Source organism: Nonomuraea maritima, assembly GCF_900100395.1.
Classification (GTDB): domain Bacteria; phylum Actinomycetota; class Actinomycetes; order Streptosporangiales; family Streptosporangiaceae; genus Nonomuraea; species Nonomuraea maritima.
The window spans coordinates 13706-34014 of sequence record NZ_FNFB01000046.1; the positions used below are offsets into that span (position 1 = coordinate 13706).

20 protein-coding genes, 3 tRNA genes and 1 pseudogene are annotated in these 20309 nt (G+C 63.9%); 10 read left to right on the forward strand and 14 right to left on the reverse strand.

Annotated elements, in window-relative coordinates:
• The first annotated feature begins 67 nt into the window (after positions 1 to 67).
• The 4 genes from BLR04_RS37470 (at position 68) to BLR04_RS37485 (ending at position 1902) form a co-directional block, all read left to right on the forward strand.
• Positions 68 to 1582: a metallophosphoesterase family protein gene (locus BLR04_RS37470; RefSeq protein WP_342672333.1), complete on the forward strand. Its 1515-nt coding sequence runs from the start codon at positions 68 to 70 to the stop codon at positions 1580 to 1582.
• Positions 1583 to 1655, forward strand: a tRNA-Glu gene (locus BLR04_RS37475).
• 90 nt (positions 1656 to 1745) lie between these two features.
• A tRNA-Asp gene (locus tag BLR04_RS37480) sits at positions 1746 to 1820 on the forward strand.
• 5 nt (positions 1821 to 1825) lie between these two features.
• Positions 1826 to 1902, forward strand: a tRNA-Phe gene (locus BLR04_RS37485).
• A 473-nt stretch (positions 1903 to 2375) separates the two neighbouring features.
• On the opposite strand, the gene BLR04_RS37495 is transcribed toward BLR04_RS37485, so the two are convergent.
• The 8 genes from BLR04_RS37495 to BLR04_RS37530 form a co-directional block, all read right to left on the reverse strand.
• Positions 2376 to 3647 carry a tyrosine-type recombinase/integrase gene (locus tag BLR04_RS37495; RefSeq protein ID WP_090773917.1) on the reverse strand — a complete coding sequence of 424 codons (1272 nt, stop codon included), beginning with the start codon at positions 3645 to 3647 and terminating at the stop codon, positions 2376 to 2378.
• Positions 3647 to 3823 (reverse strand): helix-turn-helix domain-containing protein, encoded by a 177-nt coding sequence (locus tag BLR04_RS37500; RefSeq protein ID WP_090773918.1) that lies wholly within the window; start codon positions 3821 to 3823, stop codon positions 3647 to 3649. Before BLR04_RS37500 ends, BLR04_RS37495 begins: the two co-directional genes overlap by 1 nt.
• On the reverse strand, positions 3816 to 5156 hold the full coding sequence (locus BLR04_RS37505; protein ID WP_090773919.1) for a replication initiator: 1341 nt from the start codon (positions 5154 to 5156) through the stop codon (positions 3816 to 3818). The genes BLR04_RS37500 and BLR04_RS37505 overlap by 8 nt, the downstream gene beginning before the upstream one ends.
• Before the next feature lie 246 nt (positions 5157 to 5402).
• Positions 5403 to 6071, reverse strand: a complete 669-nt coding sequence (locus BLR04_RS37510; protein ID WP_090773920.1) for a DUF2637 domain-containing protein — start codon at positions 6069 to 6071, stop codon at positions 5403 to 5405.
• Between the two features lie 21 nt (positions 6072 to 6092).
• Complete coding sequence (locus BLR04_RS37515; RefSeq protein WP_090773921.1) at positions 6093 to 7427, reverse strand: FtsK/SpoIIIE domain-containing protein; 1335 nt, start codon at positions 7425 to 7427, stop codon at positions 6093 to 6095.
• On the reverse strand, positions 7420 to 7731 hold the full coding sequence (locus BLR04_RS37520; protein WP_090773922.1) for an SCO3933 family regulatory protein: 312 nt from the start codon (positions 7729 to 7731) through the stop codon (positions 7420 to 7422). The genes BLR04_RS37515 and BLR04_RS37520 overlap by 8 nt, the downstream gene beginning before the upstream one ends.
• Positions 7732 to 8073: 342 nt before the next feature.
• Positions 8074 to 9276, reverse strand: a complete 1203-nt coding sequence (locus tag BLR04_RS37525; protein WP_090773923.1) for a helix-turn-helix domain-containing protein — start codon at positions 9274 to 9276, stop codon at positions 8074 to 8076.
• Entirely contained in the window at positions 9273 to 9569 is a 297-nt protein-coding gene (locus tag BLR04_RS37530; RefSeq protein ID WP_245740978.1) for a putative quinol monooxygenase, read from the reverse strand. Before BLR04_RS37530 ends, BLR04_RS37525 begins: the two co-directional genes overlap by 4 nt.
• A 178-nt stretch (positions 9570 to 9747) precedes the next feature.
• Between BLR04_RS37530 and BLR04_RS37535 the strand changes: the two genes are divergently transcribed.
• Complete coding sequence (locus BLR04_RS37535; protein ID WP_090773925.1) at positions 9748 to 10176, forward strand: ATP-binding protein; 429 nt, start codon at positions 9748 to 9750, stop codon at positions 10174 to 10176.
• Positions 10177 to 10731: 555 nt separating this feature from the next.
• Here BLR04_RS37535 and BLR04_RS40210 read toward each other — a convergent pair.
• The 4 genes and pseudogenes from BLR04_RS40210 to BLR04_RS37550 all read right to left on the reverse strand — a co-directional run bounded on the left by BLR04_RS40210 (position 10732) and on the right by BLR04_RS37550 (position 12918).
• Positions 10732 to 11052, reverse strand: coding sequence for a hypothetical protein (locus tag BLR04_RS40210; RefSeq protein ID WP_143022395.1), 321 nt, complete (start codon positions 11050 to 11052; stop codon positions 10732 to 10734).
• Between the two features lie 536 nt (positions 11053 to 11588).
• The gene (locus tag BLR04_RS37545) at positions 11589 to 12212 is read right to left on the reverse strand and encodes a hypothetical protein (protein ID WP_245740979.1); all 624 of its coding nucleotides are present in this window, start codon (positions 12210 to 12212) and stop codon (positions 11589 to 11591) included.
• A 3-nt stretch (positions 12213 to 12215) separates the two neighbouring features.
• Positions 12216 to 12371 (reverse strand): annotated as a pseudogene (locus tag BLR04_RS42935) (HNH endonuclease); the annotation flags it as partial.
• A gap of 361 nt (positions 12372 to 12732) precedes the next feature.
• Positions 12733 to 12918, reverse strand: coding sequence for a tyrosine-type recombinase/integrase (locus BLR04_RS37550; RefSeq protein WP_090773928.1), 186 nt, complete (start codon positions 12916 to 12918; stop codon positions 12733 to 12735).
• 334 nt (positions 12919 to 13252) lie between these two features.
• Here BLR04_RS37550 and BLR04_RS40215 point away from each other — a divergent pair, with 334 nt between their 5' ends.
• The 4 genes from BLR04_RS40215 to BLR04_RS37565 all read left to right on the forward strand — a co-directional run bounded on the left by BLR04_RS40215 (position 13253) and on the right by BLR04_RS37565 (position 16068).
• Positions 13253 to 13597 (forward strand): hypothetical protein, encoded by a 345-nt coding sequence (locus tag BLR04_RS40215; RefSeq protein ID WP_143022397.1) that lies wholly within the window; start codon positions 13253 to 13255, stop codon positions 13595 to 13597.
• Positions 13598 to 13606: 9 nt separating this feature from the next.
• Positions 13607 to 13783 (forward strand): hypothetical protein, encoded by a 177-nt coding sequence (locus BLR04_RS41130; RefSeq protein ID WP_176903506.1) that lies wholly within the window; start codon positions 13607 to 13609, stop codon positions 13781 to 13783.
• 117 nt (positions 13784 to 13900) lie between these two features.
• Positions 13901 to 14578: a transposase gene (locus tag BLR04_RS42645; protein WP_090773930.1), complete on the forward strand. Its 678-nt coding sequence runs from the start codon at positions 13901 to 13903 to the stop codon at positions 14576 to 14578.
• Between the two features lie 293 nt (positions 14579 to 14871).
• Positions 14872 to 16068, forward strand: a complete 1197-nt coding sequence (locus BLR04_RS37565) for a three-Cys-motif partner protein TcmP (protein WP_090773931.1) — start codon at positions 14872 to 14874, stop codon at positions 16066 to 16068.
• On the opposite strand, the gene BLR04_RS42940 is transcribed toward BLR04_RS37565, so the two are convergent.
• Positions 16065 to 16811, reverse strand: coding sequence for a DUF5131 family protein (locus tag BLR04_RS42940; protein ID WP_090773932.1), 747 nt, complete (start codon positions 16809 to 16811; stop codon positions 16065 to 16067). The two genes, BLR04_RS37565 and BLR04_RS42940, sit on opposite strands and share 4 nt — an antisense overlap.
• 759 nt (positions 16812 to 17570) lie before the next feature.
• Here BLR04_RS42940 and BLR04_RS37580 point away from each other — a divergent pair.
• A complete protein-coding gene (locus BLR04_RS37580) occupies positions 17571 to 17906 on the forward strand; it encodes a hypothetical protein (protein ID WP_090773934.1) in 336 nt (111 codons plus the stop codon).
• A 24-nt stretch (positions 17907 to 17930) separates the two neighbouring features.
• Here BLR04_RS37580 and BLR04_RS42535 read toward each other — a convergent pair whose 3' ends face one another.
• Positions 17931 to 18227 (reverse strand): tyrosine-type recombinase/integrase, encoded by a 297-nt coding sequence (locus BLR04_RS42535; RefSeq protein ID WP_090773935.1) that lies wholly within the window; start codon positions 18225 to 18227, stop codon positions 17931 to 17933.
• Positions 18228 to 20309: the final 2082 nt, after the last annotated feature.

A 20309-nucleotide genomic window follows, 5' to 3' on the forward strand; every position in this document is an offset into this window, starting at 1 on the left:
GGTCAGGTAGGCAAGAATCTGTATGAATCTCCTCCACAGGACGAAAGACGTTCTTCGGTCGCGGACCGTGCGGATCGCGGCGATGCTCTTCGTCGCCGCGATCGGTGCCTGGCTGGGCATCTTCCTCAGCGGCACCGTACGAGCCGAGGTCGGCCCCGTCGAGACCGGACTGTCGCTCCGCCCCGCCTGGCGGGGCGAGACGGTGGTCGACGCGAGCCCGCTCGGCACGCTCACCTTCCGCACCCACGACGCGCCGCTGCGGCTGCGCATCACGCTCGAGAACATCGACCAGGACCGCGCCCGCGCCCTCCTCGAGGACCCGCGGCTCGCCGACCGCCTGCCCGCCACGATCGAGGACGACCTGCTGGCCGGCGTACGCATGCTCGTCATCCGCTCGCTGCTCTGTGCCGGGGCGGGGGCGCTGCTGGCCGTCCTGATGGTCTACAAGCGCCCGAAAGTGGCTCTGGTGGGCCTTCTGGCGGCGTCTGTGGCGCTCGCTGCCACCGGGGTGCTCGCGGTCGTCACGTTCCGTCCCAAATCGCTTGTGGAGCCGCGCTACTCCGGTCTCATCGCCGCGGCGCCGTCGTTGGTGGGCAGCGCGGAGGCGATCGTCTCCCGGTTCGAGTCGTACCGCTCGCAGCTCACCAAACTGGTCACGAACGTCTCCAAGCTGTACGAGACGGCCTCCACACTGCCCGTGTACGAGCCCGACCCCAAGACCATCCGGGTCCTGCACGTCTCCGACATCCACATCAACCCCATCGCCTGGAACGTCATCCGCTCGCTCAAGACCCAGTTCGCGGTGGACCTGATCATCGACACCGGCGACATCTCCGACCACGGCACCAGGGCCGAGAACGCGTTCGTGGACGAGATCGGCGGCCTCGACGTCCCGTACGTGTACGTCAGGGGCAACCACGACTCCATGACCACCGAGCGGGCGGTGAAACGGCAGAAGAACGCCGTCGTCCTGGACGACCAGACCCGTACCGTCGCTGGCCTGAAGATCTACGGACTGGGCGACCCGCGGTTCACGCCGGACAAATCCGTACCCATCGACTCCGACTCGTCCGCCCTCGCCCGGTTCGCCCGCGCCCACCTGCCCAACGTGAAGAAACCGGATGTGGTCGCCGTCCACGACCCCGACGTCGGACGCGGCTTCAGCGGCACGACGCCCCTGGTCCTGGCCGGACACACCCACGAGCGGAAGACCACCAGGCTCAAGACCGGCACCCGCATGCTCGTCCAGGGCTCCACCGGCGGCGCCGGCCTGCGCGCACTCGAACACGCCCAGCCCACACCGGTGCAGGCGTCCGTCCTGTACTTCGACCGCGAAACCAAGCGCCTGCAGGCATGGGACGACATCACGCTGGGCGGATTGGGGGAGCAGTCGGTTTACATCCAGCGTCACGTGGAGGCCAACCCGCAACGTATGATTTCCCCAGAGCCGGAGAACGCCCCGACGCCATCGGGACCGATCACCGGCACGCCGAAACCGACCGCCGGTTCGTCACTTTGGCATCAGGGGCAATCGTCCCCTATGCTTCAGGGGTCCCCGACGGAAGGCGACAGGGAATCCTAAGCCCCCATCGTCTAGCGGCCTAGGACACCGCCCTTTCAAGGCGGCGGCACGGGTTCGAATCCCGTTGGGGGCACTGCGAGCGCCTAGCGCACCGCGAAACGGCCGGTCTCAAGACCGCCGAAGAGCTGGTAAGCTAAGCGAGCGCAAACAGCAAGAAACGCAAGGTCCTGTAGAGCAGTTTGGAGTGCTCGCCACCCTGTCAAGGTGGAGGTCGCGGGTTCAAGTCCCGTCAGGACCGCTCTGGGTCAGGTAGCTCAGTTGGTACGAGCGTCCGCCTGAAAAGCGGAAGGTCGGCAGTTCGACCCTGCCCCTGACCACCAGCCTTGAACAGCCAAGATGCCCCGTAGCGAAGATCGCTCCGGGGCGTTTTTGTGTCCGCTGACGGCAACCCTGACGGCAACGTCCCCATCCGAGCTCTCAGCGGTTCACGGCTCTAAGATTCGAGCGTGCCCGAGTACACGTGGCCCGACGAGGGTCCTTCATTAGGGAGACGGGCGCGCGATGCCTGGGCGGCGACGTGTCGGGCTCTTCCGATCGGAACGAGAGTGACCGGGACAGTCATCGGTCGGCAACCTTTCGGCGTCTTTCTACGGATCGCCGGTGTTCCTGACGCGGTAGGCCTCGCAGAGATCATTGGGACGCCTGCTGATACCGAGCTTCCCCAACTCGGTGTTGTTGTTGTAGGAGAAGTCGTTTCGCATGCCGAGCACAACCATCAGGTGAGGATCAGGATGGGCGCGCGCGAAGACGCCCCGGAGTGATGACCCCGGGGCGTCGGGACGACACGTTCGTGCTACTTCAGAGCATCCCCAAGCTTGCCGAGAGCCTTGCGCTTCTCACTCAGAGAGGCGTGGCCGTAGATCGTCATGGTGACCTCGATGTCGCTATGGCCGACGATCTCTCGGACGATGTGCGGTGGGACGCCGAGGCCCAAGAGGAGGCTCACACAGGTGTGCCGGAGATCGTGGAAACGCATCTCGCCGAGGCCGGCGGTCTTCCGTACGGCGCCCCAGCTTCTTCTGAGGTTGTCGGGCTCCATGGGCGTGCCTCGGCGGGATGGGAAGACGAGTCCGTGATCCTCCCAGTCGGGCCAGGCGTCGGAGCGCTCGGCGAACTGCCGCTTGCGGTGTTCCTTGAGGGCGTCGAGGCAGAGCTGAGGCAGCGGGACCGTGCGCTCGGAGTTCTCGGTCTTGGGCCGGACGAAGCGGAGCTCCCCGCCGACTCGCTGGAGGGTCTGAACGACTTCGAGCGTGCCGATGTCGAGGTCGACGTCCCGCCAGCGGAGTCCGAGAAGTTCCCCGCGACGCAGGCCGAGGCAGAGGGCCAGGACGTAGAGCGCATGGAAGCGATCCTTCTCAGATGCCTGGAGAACACGCCGGGCTTCCTCGGCGGTCAGCCCCCGGTTCACCTTGTACGAGGGCACGGAGACCGTGACGAGCTTGGCGACATTGCGCGGAATGATCTCCTCCCGCACCGCGCGCTCAAGCGCGTTCCGTAGGACAGCGTGAACCGACTGCACCATCCGGGTCGACAAATAGGACTCGCAGCACTTAGGGCTCTTCAGAGCGCAGCAGGCGGGCCGCTCGCGAGAGGCGTCCCACCCGTGCTTGCAGCACTGGCACTCTTTCCGAAAACGGTTGATGAACAGGCGGATGTCCTGGGCGCTGAGCTTGCCGAGCCGTTTCTTGCCAAGGTTCGGCACGAGGTGGAGACGGACCACGCCCTCATAGCCCTGATACGTCTTGGGGCGGCCTTCCTCCATGACGATGTGCTTGAGCCAGTAGGCGAGGAACTCAGCGAGCGTCCAATTCTCTGAGGCCACGGGAATGCCCTGGTCGGCCTGCGCCACGAGCTGGGTGAGCTTCTTGCGGGCTTCCTCGTGGGTGCGGCCGTACGCGCGGACACGCTTGTAAGTCCCGGCAGTGGTGAGGACGAAGGCCGCCCCCTCCCAACGGCCGTCCTTCCGCTGATAGATCGTCCCCTCACCGTTGGAACGCTTGCGAGCGCGGCGGCTCGTACGACGCTTGGGCTCGTCGGCGGATGCGTTGAGCTTGATCTCGGCCATTACGCCACCTCCACCAGCGTCTTGATGCAGTCGGCCAGAGCCGTGGCGGGAACGAGCCGACGACGGCCGATCTTGATGGTTTGTAGTTGGTTGGAGCGGATCAGGTTGTAGAGGGTCCACCGGCTGACGCGGAGCCGTTCGGCGGCCTCGTCGACGGTGAGCACGAGGTCATTCATGCGAGGCCTCCGATCGAGCGGGATTGATGAACGGGGTACCGGTGAGGGCGGAGGCGAGCATCTGTTCGCCGAGGGACAGGCCCTGTCCGGCGTACTGCCAGTGGGCGACGACCAGGACGGTGTCCTCTTCGAAGAGCGGCAAGCGACCGGTGGCGATTTCGGTTTCCCGCATGTGTTCTTCGCGGGCGGCGCGCAAGGCGCCGAGGGTGGTGGAGTAGCGGCGGCTCTTGGTCGAGAAGTGGCCCCGGAAGCCGAGCATGTGGGCCCACTGGGTGAGCCGGAGGTCGGCCAGGTCGGGATCATCGCCCAGGCGCAGGCAGGCGGCGATCAGCCGGCGGGCGTGGTCGCGGATGGGTAGTGCATCGAGGTTGTCCAAGGGCTGAATACGTCGGTCGAGGGTGCCGACGCATTCGGCGGCCTTGGTGGCGTACTTGGCGATGTAGGCGGCGACGGCCTGGTCGGTCAGGTCCCCGTCCAGGGTGATGCGGCGGACGTCGAGCTGCGTACCCCAGCGAAACGTTCGGTCGAGCGCCTTGACCTCCGTGGTGACGACAGCTGCAGCGTGTTGGACGGCGAGTGCCAAGCTGTCGGCGTTTGCCCACGCGGGTGGCGGTGAGGCAGGTCCGTCAGGCCCGTCGAGGCGGATGACGGCGTGGAAGTGGACGACGCCGCGTCGCTGGTATTCGGCGACCTTGGCGAAGGAGACCATGACCTGTTCGTGCAGCGCCTTCACGGTCAGGCCGTGGAGTCTGGCGAAGCGGCGGCGTAGCGCGAGAGTGAAGCGCCGCCACAGCTCCGAGCTGGTGGCGTTGAACAGCACCGATCCTTCGTAGTCGTAGCAGTCGGGGCACAGCGGCTCGCCGAGCCTCGGGTCGTCGGCGCTGTGGCGGTCGGTGCAGGACATGACGTGTCCGTGTGGGCAGGTCTGGGCGTCGCGGCGGGCGTGGCACGGCAGGACCTTGCCGTTCTTCTCCCGTCGCACGTGCACGGCCCCGAAGGAGGGTGCGGTGAGGGTGAGGAACAGGCACGGGTGCGAGCTGACGGTCTCGGGCACGCCCTTGCCGCCGACGAGGCCGGCGCGGACGAGTTGGTAGGTGTCGGCGCGGTAGACCTCGGCGCAGGCCGGGCAGCGGGTTGCCCGCCGCGTCTTGCACGGCACGCGGAGCACGCCGTTGGGTTCGGTGGTGGTGCTGTAGCGGTGCAGGAGGTGGCCGGTGGCCTGGTCGTAGTGTTCGACCTTGCCGCGGAGGTGGATGGGCTGGCGGCAGCCGCCGGTGTGTTTGATCTGGCTGGCCCAGCGGTCGTAGTCGGGTTGGTTGAGCCGGTGGATCATTCCGGCTACGGCGTGGCTGTGGGCAAGGTGGGGCAAGATGGGTTCCGTCCTATCCAGATGCTGGTGTGGATGGCCCCCGGCCTGGCGCGGATCTTGGCGGATGTGTGGCCAGGCGGGGGCGCTACGGCTATGCGCCGTGGTTGTCGATGCCGGTGCCGTGGCAGTCGGCGCAGGTCTGGTCGTCGGTGATGCCGGTTCCGTTGCAGGTGCAGCAGCGGTAACTGATCGTGGACATAGGCGTTCCTCTCACTGCGCTTGAGCGGGCTGCAGGATCTGGAGCAGGTCAGCTGCGAGTTGGTCGGACACACCCAGGCGGGTGCGTATGGCCTCTGAGGTGATCGGTTCGCCGTGCTTGGCGTGGTACTCGCTGGCGACGCGGCGGGCGTAGTCGAGCAGTGCAGGATTGGGCGTAGTGGTGTCGTGCCGACGGCTCTCGGTGGGCGGGACGCTGTGGGACTCGGTAGAGACGGCTTGGGACGTCTGCTCAGAAGGTGAGGACGTCTGAGGGACGTCCTGCGGTGAGTCGGTACGGGTGGCGGTGGAGCGGCGTTCGAGCATGGAGACCGCGACGAGGAAGGCGCCGGCCGGGACGGCCGCGGTGATCCATCCCCAGACGGTCGGTGTGGCTTGGGCGAGGTTGGCGGCCAGGGACAGGGCGATTCCTCCGGTCAGGACGAGGACGGGCCAGGAGACGGGGCCGCGTCGGGTGCGGCCGGTCTTCTTGTCGCGTTGGCGTTCGCGGGCGGCCATGACGCAGGTCAGGTCGATGCAGATGGCGATGGCCCAGGACATCCAGCCGGACTGACCGTGTTCGCTGGCGGTCTCGCGGATGTGGCTGAACGAGCCCGCGCCCGCGATGACGGCCAGGACCAGGACCGGACCGGTGTCGAGTAGCCAAGCGGCGAAGCGATGCATGTCAACCCCTCTCCGAGCCGCTCAGGCTGTCTGCTGGTCCGGTGACTCGATGGGTTGAGCGGTCATGACGTACGCCCACGTCGGGGCGAGGTCGGCGTAGGTCTTGGCGGCGTGTTCGGCGGTCTGTTCGCTGACGTAGAAGGAGCGGGCCCGATACCACTGGCCGTCCTGGCTGGCGACGATGGCGACGCCTGGCGTCTCGGCTGCGATGGCGCGGGCGGAGTCGAGCGCGGCCGGGTCGAGGTCACCGAGCGTCATGGTGGCGGTCTCTGGATCGTTGACCCGGTGGCAGATCCGTCCCGAGCACTGCGAGCGGAGCGCGGTGACGCCGGGTCCGAGGTCGGAGCCGATGCGCTGGCCGCAGCAGAACAGGTAGATGCCGAACGCCCGTCCGAGCTGCGCCACCCGCAGCAGCGCGGTCGAAGTCTTGGAGACCTCCTCCTTCTCGCTCTTGTCGGCCATCAGGTAGAGCTCGGCCAGCTCGTCGACCAGGACGACGACGGGCACGGGGCGCAGGGTGGGTGGGAGTTGCCAGATGTTGCGGGCGCCGGCCATCCGGCACACGCCCATCCGGTCCGTCATGAGCGCCACCAGGTCATCCAGCAGGCCGCCGCACTCGGCGCGGGTGGTGGCCAGCGCGGACAACCTCGGCGCGTACGGGGTGAACTCCACCCCGCCCTTGAGGTCGAACCCGACTAGCGCCACCGGCTGCGGCGCGAGGCCGACGATGAGCGCGTTGGCCAGGTTGGACTTGCCGGACTGGGTCGCTCCGGCGTTGATCCAGTGCGGCACCGTCTTGAAGTCGATGTCCCACGGTTTGCCGGTCTCCAGCCGCCCCACGGTGACCTTGAGCAGTTCCGTGGACGGCGGAAGCTCGTGGACTTTCACCAAGGGGTCGCGCAGGGTGACGGCGATCCGTACGCGTCCTGGTTTGTCGGAGGAGACGCGCACGGCGTGCACGCCCCAGGAGTGCGCGAGGCGTTCGGCGGCCTCGGCGTAGTCGGCGGGGATCTGTCCTTCCAGGGTGTGCAGGGTGACCCGCCACCCGTAGCGGGTGGGCAGGGGCAGCCACATGAACGGTTTGGTGTCCACGGCGATGCGCTGCCATTTGCGCCGGACCCGGACGACGCCGGTGGAGGCGACCAGGCCGGGAACGGTGGTGAACCAGAGCCGGTGCCGTTTCTTGGTCAGCCCGCAGCCGAGGGCGACCTTGCGCCAGGACGCCCGGATGCTGATCGCGGTGATCGGGTAGCCGATGACGAGCCAGAAGGAGCGGTGATGGTAGTGGTGCCAGGCCCACAGCCCGGCCGCGAGCGCGGCCAGGGCTGCGAGCGTCCACAGGTGGTGGTCAGACACTGGCGGCCGCCTCTTGCTGCGGGAGCAGGGCGGTGGCGCGGTAGGAGATGCCCCACCGGCCGGCGATCTCCCACACGTAGCCGAGCAGGCCGACCGCGTGGACGGCGTTGCCGGCGGTGATGGGCGGTTCTCCGGTGATGCCGATCTTGACGAGTTCGATCCGGCCGAACTCGTCCTCGACCGAGACGGTGACTTCGTAGACGGTGTTGCCGTTCTTGTCGGTCTTGATCTCGCCGGTGTCCTTGTTCAGGACCCGCGGGCGCGGGGCCTTGACGCAGGTGATGGTGAGCTTGCTGGTGTCCACAGGGATAGGGACGGTACGCATGGCGAATTGACCTCTCGTCGGCCTGCTGATCAGGCGTTTCAGGACGAGGGAGGGCCGTACCGTCAGCTCGGACGCGATAGCATCGAAGCGCCAACTAGGGTGCTAACGCATCCGGCCTGGGCGGCTCTCCGCTCAGGCCACTTTCATGTGTGGCCTCTCTCCGCCTTCCTGAGCGGACCTCCTTGATCCACCCCTGAAACGCGAAGAGCGTTTGTGCTGGGCTGCAACCATCCGGTTACGGAGAGTTCCAGCTACAGCACAAACGCTACCTGATACAGAGAGTAATTGCTAGTACTTAGAGTACGTGTTCGCGTACTTTTTCTACGCGCCCACCCGATCGGCCAGTCCCCGCAGCTCTGCAGGAGCGGGATCCTGCATCGAGAGCAGGTCAGAGACCAGCTGTCGGACGACCCGGTGGTTACGGATCTGCTCGGGCGTGACGGTCTCGGCCGCAAGGAGCTGCGCCACGGCCTCATCTACCTGGCGGCGCTGAGTATGCGCCCGAGCCAGATCGATGAACAGGCGCGCCCGCCGTTCCGCCGACAGCGACGACGTGTCCACAGCGGCTCCGACGCGCAGCGCGTGACCGGCGTCGCCGACCTCCACCGCCACCGCCACCTCGTGCAGGGCGACGTTGGCCGGCCCGAACTCGGTGTTGTAGTCGTTGCGCCCCTCGCCCACCCGCGCCGCCATCTCACGGGCTCGCGACAGGTGCTCGTACGCGACATCGGCCTGATTGAGCCGTGCGGCGGCCACCGCCCGCTGCAAGGTCAGCCCACCCCACAGCGACATCGCTTCGACGTGGCCCTGATCGGTCAGGAACCACAGCGCCTCAGCAGTCGTGCGCGCCGCCTCCTCCACCTGGTCGAAGTACCGCGCTTGCAGGAAGACGAACCCCAGACGGAACGCGCCTGCCGCCATCATCAAGGGGTTGCCCGCCCGCTCGGCCGCGCTGATCGCCCGATCGGCAGCGATCCACGCCGCTTCCGGCTCACCCAGCTTGGCCAGCGCTGCCGAGCACGCCTGATAACTCACGGCCAGCAGCTCGAACAGTTCCGCTTGCTGCTCGACGGGGGCGGAGCGGACCGCGTTTTCGAGTGTCGGTACGAGCCCGCGCAGCAACTCGGCCAACTCGACGTAGCGGCTCGCATGCGTCAGCTCCCACGCATGATCGACGCGGGGGCTGAGCTGGTCGGTAGCCGGCACCGGGGTCGTGTGCAACATTGCCTGCAGTGAGTGGGCGCCGGACAGCACCAGGCGCAGCCCTGCCGTACCGGGCGTCTCCTCGTTGGCGGCAGCGACCACCGGTGCTTCGGCGGCCAGCTCCGACAGCGGCACGTCCAGCGTTTCGGCGACCTTCTCCAGTACGGACATGCGATCGACCTTCCGCACGCCCCGCTCTACCTGGGAGATCCACGCCACCGACCGGTCCACCAGGCGGGCCAGCTCGGCCTGCGACAGACCGCGCCGCTTGCGCTCCTGGGCGATACGGCGTCCGAGCGCCCGCTGGTACTCGATGCTCACGACGCCGTGCCCTTCCCGCTCTGAAGCTCCAGCCAGTCGACTTCGACCGAGGTCAGCAGCTCGTCGCGGGCCGCGAGAAAACGCTTGGTGTGCTCGGTCTGCTCGTGGGCGTCGAAGGCGTCCCTGTCGCGGTACAGCTCGTAGAAGATCCGTTGGAGCGGCTGGCCGTCGACCCGGTGTGAGGCGTACACGATCGTTCCCGGCTCTCGCTGGCGGATCGCCTCGATGGTTTCACCGACGAGGGCGTCGAACGCTGCTGCGCTCTCTTCGTCCTTGCAGGTGAATCGAACCATTAGTCCGAACATGTAGGCCCTCCCTGGGGCTGCTGCCGCCGTCGCTGTCTTTACTCGATCAGTACTTATTGTGCGGCGCAAGTACATCAAGTCACTTGTACTTGGAGTATAGCACTAGTACTTTAAGTATTGATAGCGATTGGTAGCGCTCTGACCTGCACGGACGCGAGGAGACGAGATGTCCCCAGCGCTGAACGGCCACACAGAGATCCACAAGTGGTGTCGCAACTTCCCCGGAACGCGGGACCAGGTTCGCGAGGCCCGCCAATTCGTCAGCGCCTACCTGGGGGACCGCCCGGAGATCGACGCCGCCCAACTGATCGTCAGCGAACTCGCCTCCAACGCCATCCGCCATACGCGAAGCGGATTGCCTGGCGGCCACTTCGGCGTCACACTCCACGCTGGCAGCACGCTTCTGATCGTCGCTGTCCTCGACGAAGGCAGCCACTTCGTACCGCGCCTATGTGAGGCCGCGGACGAGGACCTCGGGGGACGAGGCTTGCACCTGGTCGAGACCCTCACCGTTCGCTGGGGCGTATACGGCGACGCAGCCGGCCGAACCGTATGGGCGCTGCTGCCCCTGACGTCGAGCGCACCGGTCCCATGACCGACTGTCTGGCTCCACATGTTGCTCCGGTGCAGCCAAGCTTCCGGGAGTTGGTGTGGCTTCCTGCACGGGGAGAGGGGCGTTGCAGGACCCTCGCCTGGACCTGCCACTGTGCCGACGTCATCTATGAGCTCTGCACGGCTGGCGGTCAGCTGTTCCTTCGCCGCATCGATTCGGCTGCCCAAACGGTCTCAGAGACGCACCGCATGAACACCCGCGAAGGCGGGGCTGTCTGGCACGAGCTACTCCATGGCCGAGCAAGGTAGAACCCGGCAGAGCCCATGCCGCCATCAGGCGCCAGCAAGATCAAAATGTGACGCCAGTTGCGGATGAGAACTTTCTCTACGGTTTCAAGCCGCCGCCGATGGCGGCGGGCGGTCGGGCCGGACCGGGCGGGCGTGCGGCCTCTTCGGGCCGGTCCCGCCCGACCGGCCCACCGCACATCGGACGCAGGCTCAGAGCCGCACGGAACTTGGCCACAGACAGCGCCGAAGTACGGCGAGGCCGCCATGATCAGCACGGGCACCAGCATGCCTCCGGCTGGGCACGCAGACGTCAGGTGCTCGGTTCCACGGTCTTTCCCATGCCGAGCAAGAGGTTCTGCGCCTCGTTACGTACACCGACATCCTCATCGGACGTCAACTCCCGCAACTGTTCAACAAACTGACCTGCACCGCTCTCCGTCATCCAGCGAGGATCACAGGCGATTACCGCCACCAGATGATCAGCGGATTCGAGATTCTGCGCGCGGGCAAGTGCCGCCAGCACGACACGCAAACCCTGTGCGTCCCCCCGCTGCAGGAGAGCTTCAGCGGTCTCCTGGGTGACCGTTGTGTCATCGGGATCCAGCAGAAGCCGGTGAAGGACCTCGATCACCTCAGGCTCCTGCGCGGCCTCCGCGAGGCGTCGTCCAGCGGCCACTCTCACTGATCACAACGGAGAGTCAGCCTCATATACGGCGCTAGCGAGCCACTCCACACGCGCCCGTTCCTGTTCACGATCTTCATGCACCCGCATCACACTGCCGAATTGTTCTCATGAGGATCAAGCGGCGGCGCGCCGCGCCGCCGTACTGCCGGCCCTCCGCCCGCCTGCCGCCCGGGCGTGCGGCCTAGGGGCCGGTCCCTGACGGCGGCGGGACACCGGGCCGGGCACCGCACGCCGGCCCCGCCGTACCAACAGAACGCACCGACCGGGGTTGCCGCACCGCCGCACAGATACAGCCCTACGATCGCCATTGCATGGCTGGCCACCGTAAGGGGCTGGGGGCGATCGACGATCCAGGGTTCGTTCCTCACCCTGGCTCACCGAAGAAGCGGGTTGATCACCGTCAATTGCTACGCTCACGCTCGGTGGCCCTGTCCAAGCTAACTCGTTATGCGTGTACTGACGGCTTCGGTAAGAGGAGTACGCTACGTTTGCGGGTAAAGCGGGCTCATATTCTGGTGGCGATGAAGCCAATCGAGATAGCCTTCGATCGATCGCTCGCCCATATTTATGGTCAGCTCTAATCCGAACAGCGCCAGTACGGAATACCACTCCCCGAACTCCGTAACCAGGATATCCCATTCCCATATCCTTTGAACTTCATCGCCGTTTGCCTCTATCCACTTTTTGTTTGCGTCGTATATTCTCCTGCAATGATATGGCCATCCTCGGCCCGTTCCATAGCGGGCATATGATCGAACAGGGTCAAACTGAGGCTCCTGGGCTAGATACATCAAGCCTTCATCCTGTCCGACCAGGCGTGACGCCATTCCCTCAAGGCCGATCTTAGCTAGAAGCCTGGAGGAAAGTTGCGGCTCTTCCCAAGCATCGGGGGGCGCTGGTAGCCATGCCCCTCGAACCTCTCCCGCAAGGATCTTAGCCACCCCCTCTGGGGACGTATCAATAAGGCCACTGAGGGACGAATTCGAATACCTGTAGGATGTAAAAGGCGTGCCATCGTCGAGTTGTCCGTCCAGTGATGGAAAACGGCCTTTTTTGCTTGGGATGGCCTCGTGGTGCCTAAGGGTAATAATGTCAGATTGATCCATGAAAGGTTTCTCGAGTTTCCGTGCAAAGTAATTATTGCATCGGTCGCAAACAGTACCTGGAGGCAAGATTAAGGTAGTGTTGCCGAGCGACTGCGGGATTATATGTTCCACGCTACGGGAAGACGACGAATCATTTCTGCAAAATAGGCAAACCATCATGACCTCCAGGCGTCTCACACTACAGTGTTAGAGGAAAGAATTGGTGGCGCAAGTGTTTTATGCGCGTCTCCAGGGTTGCCGACGAAGGGTCAGCGAGCCTGCCAGGGTGGTTACAGTTCTGGTTGCAGTACGAGGTCGTTCAGGGCCGTTCACCTTGGGCCACGCATAGGTCTTGACCTAGCATTGGACGGTCCGGAACGGCTTGAAGCGGATCTTTTAATCCGTAGGTTCCGGGTTCGAGCCCCTGCGCCCTACCAGCCAAAACACCCCTCCTTGATCTTGTCGAGCGGTGTCGTACAGCCAGCTTTTACAGCTAAGAGGGCCGGAATCCCGCTGATGGGAGTCCGGCCCTTGCTCATGCTCATCCGAAGAGCTGCTTGGTGACCGCGTCGACGGCGGCGCGTTCGATGTCGGGAAGCACGTGAGCGTACGTGTTCATGGTCAGTGCGATTTGGCTGTGGCCAAGGGTCTTCATCACCGTTCGCGGGGATGCACCGCACGCCAGGAGGTACGACGCGCAGGCGTGGCGGAGATCATGAAGCCGCAGTCAGTCGAGGCCGGCCCCGCCGTACTAATCGAACGCTCCGACCACGGTTGCCACGCCGTCACGCAGACGCAGCCCTACGATCGCCACTGCATGGCTGGACGCCGTATGTGCTTGGGGGCGATCGACGACCCAGGTTCGTTCCTCACCCTGGTTCACCGGGGAGTGTGGCTAGTCGCCGCGTGTGGTGCGGGACCGGCATCCCCCTCGTGGCCTCCAACACCACACGCCCGTTCAGGGGTCGGCTGAGCCGTACGGTTGCCTGTCTGCCATACCCCACCATTGGGCAGATCCTTCCCCGCTCGTGAGGGTGCCGCTCTATCACGAGCAGGGCCGCATGCTCGGATTCGATGGCTCGGGCGGTGTAATCCGCGCCACAGGGACCAGTGATCTGTGCCCCGACGAACTCGGCGGTGAGTGTCCTTCCGTCAGGGTGGACAGTGACCCCCTCTACAAAAACAAGATCGAGCGTGGAAGCGTAGCCGCTGTTCGGAGGGGGTGTAGGTGTGGCGCTGAGGCCGTCACTGGTGAAGGCCTGCTCATAGCGATCAAGAGCCTGGCGTACGTGCTGATCAAGCTGGCGCTGGTCATCGGTCGTGAACCGCCACAACAGCGCCGCCAGACCCAGCACGATGACGGAGGCGATGAGAACCACCCAGCGCTTACTCATCATGCTAAATAGACGTCCACCATGCAGTTCTCGTTCACGCCCCCGATGAAAGGGCAGGACCTGAACGAGGTCGAATGGGTCGACGGTACAGCCATCGATACAGCCAAGAGCCGGACGGCGGCGGTTTTCGGCAGACGTTTCTGGACACTGAACGCCCAGGTCAGAGCCACAGACCTTGATCGAGGCGTCTCCTTTTGATCCGCGGGTTCCTGCGTCAACTCGCTTCCCAGCGTGCAGAGTGACGGCCTCCGGTGCTGTCCAGCATCCCCGGCATCGTGCCCGATTGCCTACGGCTTGGCTGACCAAGCTGTACCCATGCGGGGAGGCGCGGCGCAATGCCGAAGACCGTCCCAGCGAGGATATCGCCGTGCCCGTCGCGTGCCCGATAGGACGGGAAACGAGGGGGAACAGCGGGGAGTTGCGGGGAAGGCGATCAGTGTGCTGAGCTGCGTTTCCGCTGTTAGAGCACGGTCGGCATGCGTCTCTGCAAGCCGGATGTCACTGGCGCTGCTACGGGAGAAGTTCTCCACGATTTGTCTGGTCTGGGCCGACGGTGGCTACGCCGGCCGGTTGCAGGCCTGGGCCGGGCAGGTCCTCGGCCTGGCCGTCACGATCGTCCGGCGCAGCGACGACCTGCGCGGCTTCGTCGTGCTGCCGCGCGGGTGGGTGGTGGAGCGCACGTTCGCCTGGCTGGCCCGCTACCGCCGCCTGGTGCGGATCTATGAACGCAGGCCCGACCACCACGAAGCCATGATCTGGTGGGCCACCGTGCACCAGATGACCCGCCGCCTGACCCGCGAACTGGCAGGCCAGCCGGCGGCGAGCCGCTGGAGCGACCCGCCGCCGCTTCCGAGCCTGACAAGCCCCGATCGGCGCGGCAAGGTCCTGCAACTCCTGGCCGCTCAACCCTGGCGAGCGTGGAAAGGAGCCGAACTGGCCGCCATCCTCGGAATCGAGAACGTCAACAGCTTCCGCGTCCAACTGTCCCAATAGTCTCATCAGGGCCGCATCAACAAGATCGGACCAGCCCTCTACGGCCCCATGCCGACCAGTGATCAGCGGGCTCTAAGGCATTGCCGAGTTTACGTACAGGAGCTTAGGGCGCTGTCTCGCGGCCCATCGCCCGCTCAGCGTCCGGGCATGCCTCTTAGGGGGCGGTCCTGGCCGGCGGAACAGACGGCGTGAACAATCGAACGTAGAACCTATTGCAATCTATGCGCTTAAATCCAATCCGTTACTGACTATTGGGTCGTCCGAAACGCTGCTCTGTGGCGCGTATTTGACATATGCGAGCTAAGTGGACAAAGTTGTCAGGCTGCTACTCAACGCTGACTGAGTGTGAGACAGTACGCATAGTTTCACCAGTTGGAGGTAATGTGTCGAAGGACTCCGACCTTTCGAAGTGGGACTGCCCCCCGCACACTAAGGCTAAGCACCAAATGCTTAGCCGTTATCTCGATGGATGGTTTCCCATCCTCTCCCGTTGGAACGGTCGAATCCTGTTCCTAGACGGCTTCGCGGGCCGCGGACGATACAACGATGGCAGTGAAGGCTCCCCCCTTATCGCACTCCGACGACTGATCCAACATCGCCACTTCGAAAACATGCGAGATCGAGAGTTCGTTTTTCTCTTTATAGAGGCCGATGCCGATAACGCCGTTAACCTACAAAAGGAGATCGACTTACTGAAAGCCGAATATGCGCCTTGGCCGCATAACATCAAAACGCATGTCCAAAATGATCGCTTCGACAAGAGCGCCGAGAGTATCATCAATACCTTGCGCGAGCAGAAGCGAAACCTAGCCCCAACGTTCGCTTTCGTCGATCCATTCGGCTACAGCGGCCTTCCAATGGATCTGCTGACCGACCTCCTGGCCCATCCATGTACGGAGGTCTTCGTCAATTTCATGGTCGGCCATGTGCAGAGATTCATCACGCGCGATGGCCAGGAGAGAGCTATGCGCAGCCTCTTCGGCATGGATGTTCGGGATGTCCTTAACGGCTACTCTGTGGATGCCGATCGGGTAGAACATCTGCGTGAGGTATACGTACGGCAGTTGCGCGAGCAAGTCGGCTTCAACTTTGTTCAGTCTTTCGCAATGGCGAATAGCACTGGAAACATCGGCTACTACCTATTCCATGGTACTCGTCATCAATTGGGCGTTAAGCTCATGAAAGACGCCATGTGGAAAGTGGATCCCGGAGCTGGGTGTCGGTTCTCCGACAGGCTCGCCGGCCAAGATGTACTGTTCACGCCCGAACCGGATCTCCGCCCTCTGAGTGAGGCAATTCTGCAGCACTTCGCAGGCACGCGTAGCGTACCCGTCTCCGAGATCGAGTGGTACGCGATCCTGGAGACGCCCTATCGCGAAACACACGTCCGCCCAGTTCTGAGACCACTGGAGAAACACAGCGCGATCAAGGTCAATCGCCCACCTGGCAAACGACAGTTTGCCGACGGTGTAACTATCGACTTTCCTTAGATTGATGCCACTAGCGGCATACCATCCCAGGTCCTGCCCTGCAATTGCCGCCCTCCAGCTTTGGGTGTCCGCCCTCCCCATTGCTTGAAAAAGAATGGGACATCCGCCTGCTGGCATTTGAAGCGAACTTCTTCTACCCAATCGACGTTCATGGGGCGAGCATTCTTTCCGCTTTCGCCGCCTACGATCACCCAATGGATTCCATCAAGTGACAAGTTGCTGAGAGGGCCTAGCAATGGTTCACATGAAAGGAATCTCACCGCTGCGGGCACCATCCGGAGGTCGTCTACGCGGTGGAGAACATCAGCGTCTTCTACGGACGTGCCTATCCAAATATTTTCTGGCCATGAGAGCCGCGATGCGATCCGCTTCAGTCGCCTAGCTCGTTTTGTTAGGACTTGGTAAGTATGTTGTGGGGTTGCCGCCATAACGTCGAAGACTTGCTGAACAAACTCGATCGGAACTTGAGCGTGGAAGAGATCGCTCATCGAGTTCACAAACACTAGGCGAGGCTTTTTCCAAGACAGTGGAAGTGTTAGGGCTTCGGGATGGCAGGTAAGACCGAATCCTGGGCCACTTGTCTGGGAATTACCATCACGCTGATAGCGCGGTTGCCCCATGGCCTTGAGTCGAGCGGCAAGAGTCATGGCGTAGCAGTTATCGCATCCTCGCGATACGCGATCACAACCTGTGGTGGGGTTCCAGGTCGCCTCAGTCCACTCGATGGCGCTACGGTCCCCCATGGCTCCTCCTTGCTGCGACTATGTCTCAATCAAACAAATTTTCGACAAATCAAGATAACGACAATATCACGCTTCGATATCGGATGCTCCTGTCGCCGTCACTGATGCGGCAGAGGTAGCCAGGACGAACTTAGAGCAGAGCGTTCAGCGAGACACGATGTTTTCGTTAGTCATTGCTGTTTCGTCCCTGCCTGTGAGGACTGCCCATCTGTCAGGCTCTCAGGCGTCTAGGTGGGAGATCCATCTGCCCTACGATCGCCATGCTGTGGCTGAGCAGCGTTCAGGGCTGGGGGCGATCGTCGCGCTGGGACTTCGTTCCTCAGCCCCAGCGCACCGGGAGGCAGGGCCAGCGTCGGACTCGCAGGCCCCGCGAGCGTCTCGTGCCAGACGTTGTTAGCGACGAGGAGGGCGGGGGACAAGCGGGCATGAGCCTGGCTGATGGTCTGGACTATGGCGGTGCCGAGTTCCCGCTCACGTGAAGTGAAGTGGCTGACGGCAACGATGACGGCAACGTCCAGCACCACAGACCTGCATGCGGCACCGTCCGCACGCCTCTACTCCCAGCTCGCAGCACGCGAGCAGGGTGATTGCTACACCTGAAAAGCGGAAGGTCGGCAGTTCGACCCTGCCCCTGACCACCAGCATTGAACAGCCAAGATGCCCCGTAGCGAAGATCGCTCCGGGGCGTTTTTGTTGTTCTGACGACAGCGCTGACGACAGTGCGCCCGTCCAACGGTGAGCCATCTGTGAGGTCAAGGCGTGGACGAATACGTGTGGCCGCACATCGGACCAGAGGCGGCTGAGAAGATCCAGGAGGCATGGCCCGTCACGTGCCAGGTGCTCCCGGTAGGTAAGCGCATCACCGCGACGGTCATCGGCCGGCAACCGTTCGGCATCTTCGTCAGGATGCACGGCGTCCCTGATGCTGTGGGCCTGGCGGAGGTGGTCGGCATGCCTCGGGATTTCGAGCTGCCGCAACTTGGCGCGCGGGTGGAAGGTCATGTCGCCGACCATGTCGAGCGCAACCACCAGGTGCGGATAACACTCGACGGATGGGTGCCTCCATGGAACGGCAGCAGCGCCTCAAGGCTGTAAGCCTGAGGCGCTGCAGCAGAACCTCTACGTCAGTGCGTCTCCGAGCTTGCCCAGTGCCTTGCGCTTCTCGTCGAGCGAGGCGTGAGCGTAGATCGTCATGGTGACCTCAATGTCCGAGTGACCGACGAGCTCCCGCACGATATGAGGCGGTATGCCCATGTCGAGCAGGAGACTCACACAGGTGTGTCGAAGGTCGTGGAGACGGACCGGTCCGAGTCCGGCCGCCTTCCGGATCTCGCCCCAGCTCCGCCGTAGGTTGTCCGGCTCCATCGGTGCGCGTTGCAGGACCCTCACCTGGACTTGCCACTGTGCCGACGTCATCTTTGAGCTCTGCGCCGCTGGCGGTCAAACGTTTTTGCGACGCATCGAGTCGGCCACTCAAACGGTCTCAGAGACGCACCGCATGAGCACGCGCGAGGGCGGGCTGTCTGGAACGCGCTACTCCACGGCCGAGCAAGGTAGAAACCGGCAGAACCCATGCCGCGATCGTCGCCGCTGATGTGCTGGCCGCCGAAGGTCTGAGCTGCCCGGCGATGAGATGGACCTGCGCTTCGCCATTCATGATCTGTGCCGACTCTGAGGGACGACTCCAACTGAAGCGGGGCAGCACCATTGCCGCGCGATCTCCGGCGGACCTCGGTTGATGCTTGACGGATTGGTCTCGGGTTATGCCGTACATGATCAGGATGCGGTTGACCAACCCAAACTGGCCATCATGTCGCCCGGCCGACACTTCCGCTCATGCCGATTAGCGCGTTGTCGCCCCGTCAGGACGGGCTACCGAAGGTGCAACTGCTTTGAGCTTTCAGCCTTGTCCTTCGAGAAACGCGGTTCTCTGCCAGATTTCGCGCCATCGATACGGTGAGCGCGCCCGCGCGGTCGTGACCGGTCCGCGCGGATCGACGCCGCACCCAGGGCAGATCTGATCGAGGCCGCGCGCGGTGCCGCAAACCAGGCACGCCGTCGCAGAATCTCGGCCACGGGCATGAGCGTCCAGCAGGCGTTCGACCACGACGGCCATTCGTTCGGTGGGATGCACCTCGGGATCGGGGCAGTAGGCAAGCCATCCTGCCCACGAGTACACCCGCGCCACAGAGTCCCCCATACGCCGGCCCGAAGCTTTCTCCCGATGACGACGCGCAATGTACGCGGCCCTGTGGTCCATCCACACCCTTCGCGCGGGCTCGATCTCATCGATCGCCCGACGCAACGATTCGAGGTCCCGTTCCAGCCGCTGTGGCACCTGGGCGACCAGGATGACGTGGTGCCACGTCCCTCGGAACCCATACGGAGGAAACCGCAACACACACTCGCGTAAGGCGAGCAGCCGCTCACGCGGATCCAGAGCAATGTCACGTACTCGGCGCGCAGCCGCCGGGAAACTCGTCATAGCCTTCCATGCTTTCGCAACCGTCACGGGGTGCGCGGGAGGTTGGAGATCGCGGGCGGCATCCTGTCATGCCATGAGACGCGCCCCGGCACGACTCTGGATTGATCATCTCGGCCATCAACCGAGGCCGCCATGTCAAACAGCAGCCCAGGTACGACACTGTCGTGCGATCTTGCGCGATCTTTTGACGTCAGTTGCGGATGAGAACTTTCTCCACGGTTTCAAGGGCAGCCCGCCTGCGGCGGCCTGCCGCGCGTCGGGCGGTCGCTGGCCGCGCTGCGGCTCTCCGGCCGGTCGCGGCCAGCACCACCCGCGCGCTGTCAGACAGGCTTGGCGACGAAAAACTCAAGGATGGCTGCTACTGCCGAGATTATGGCTCCAAGGCAAGAGATTGTGGCGAGGGCGTCTTTAGGGGATGCCCAGAGGCCGCGATTGATTTGCCTCCATCGTTCAGCGCCTAACTTCCGCTTGAAGTTTTGGCGTTTGTGCTCGCGTACCTGATTACATCCGAAGAGAAGGCCGCTGGCGTTGTTTCGGCAACGTTGCTCCGCTGTCCGGTTCCTGGCGCCACATGTACGCGGCACCCGAAAGAGGAAGTAGAAGATGGCCAATATTGAGGCCGCGATCAGAAGAGGAGCAACCTTTCCCCGGTTGTCTCCCGCCGCCCACCATCCCCAGATTAGTCCGCCAAGGACAAAATATCCCCAGTATTTCTCCAGGAACCCTCTTCTGCTCTTTGCCACGTCCGGACCGTACCGAGTGTGATAGCTCCAGACTAGGGAGATATCTACTTCCCTGCGGGTAACACGATCCTGAGTTGACAGCACGAACTGGACATCGCTGGAGTTGCCGAATTGTTTTTGTAGAGATCAAGCGGCGGCGCGGCGCGCCGCCGTACCCCCGGCCCTCGCCCGCACGCCGTCCGGGCGTGCGGCCTGGGGGCCGGTCCCGGACGGCGGCGGGACACCGGGCCGGGCACCGCACGCCGGCCCCGCCGTACTGACCGAACGCTC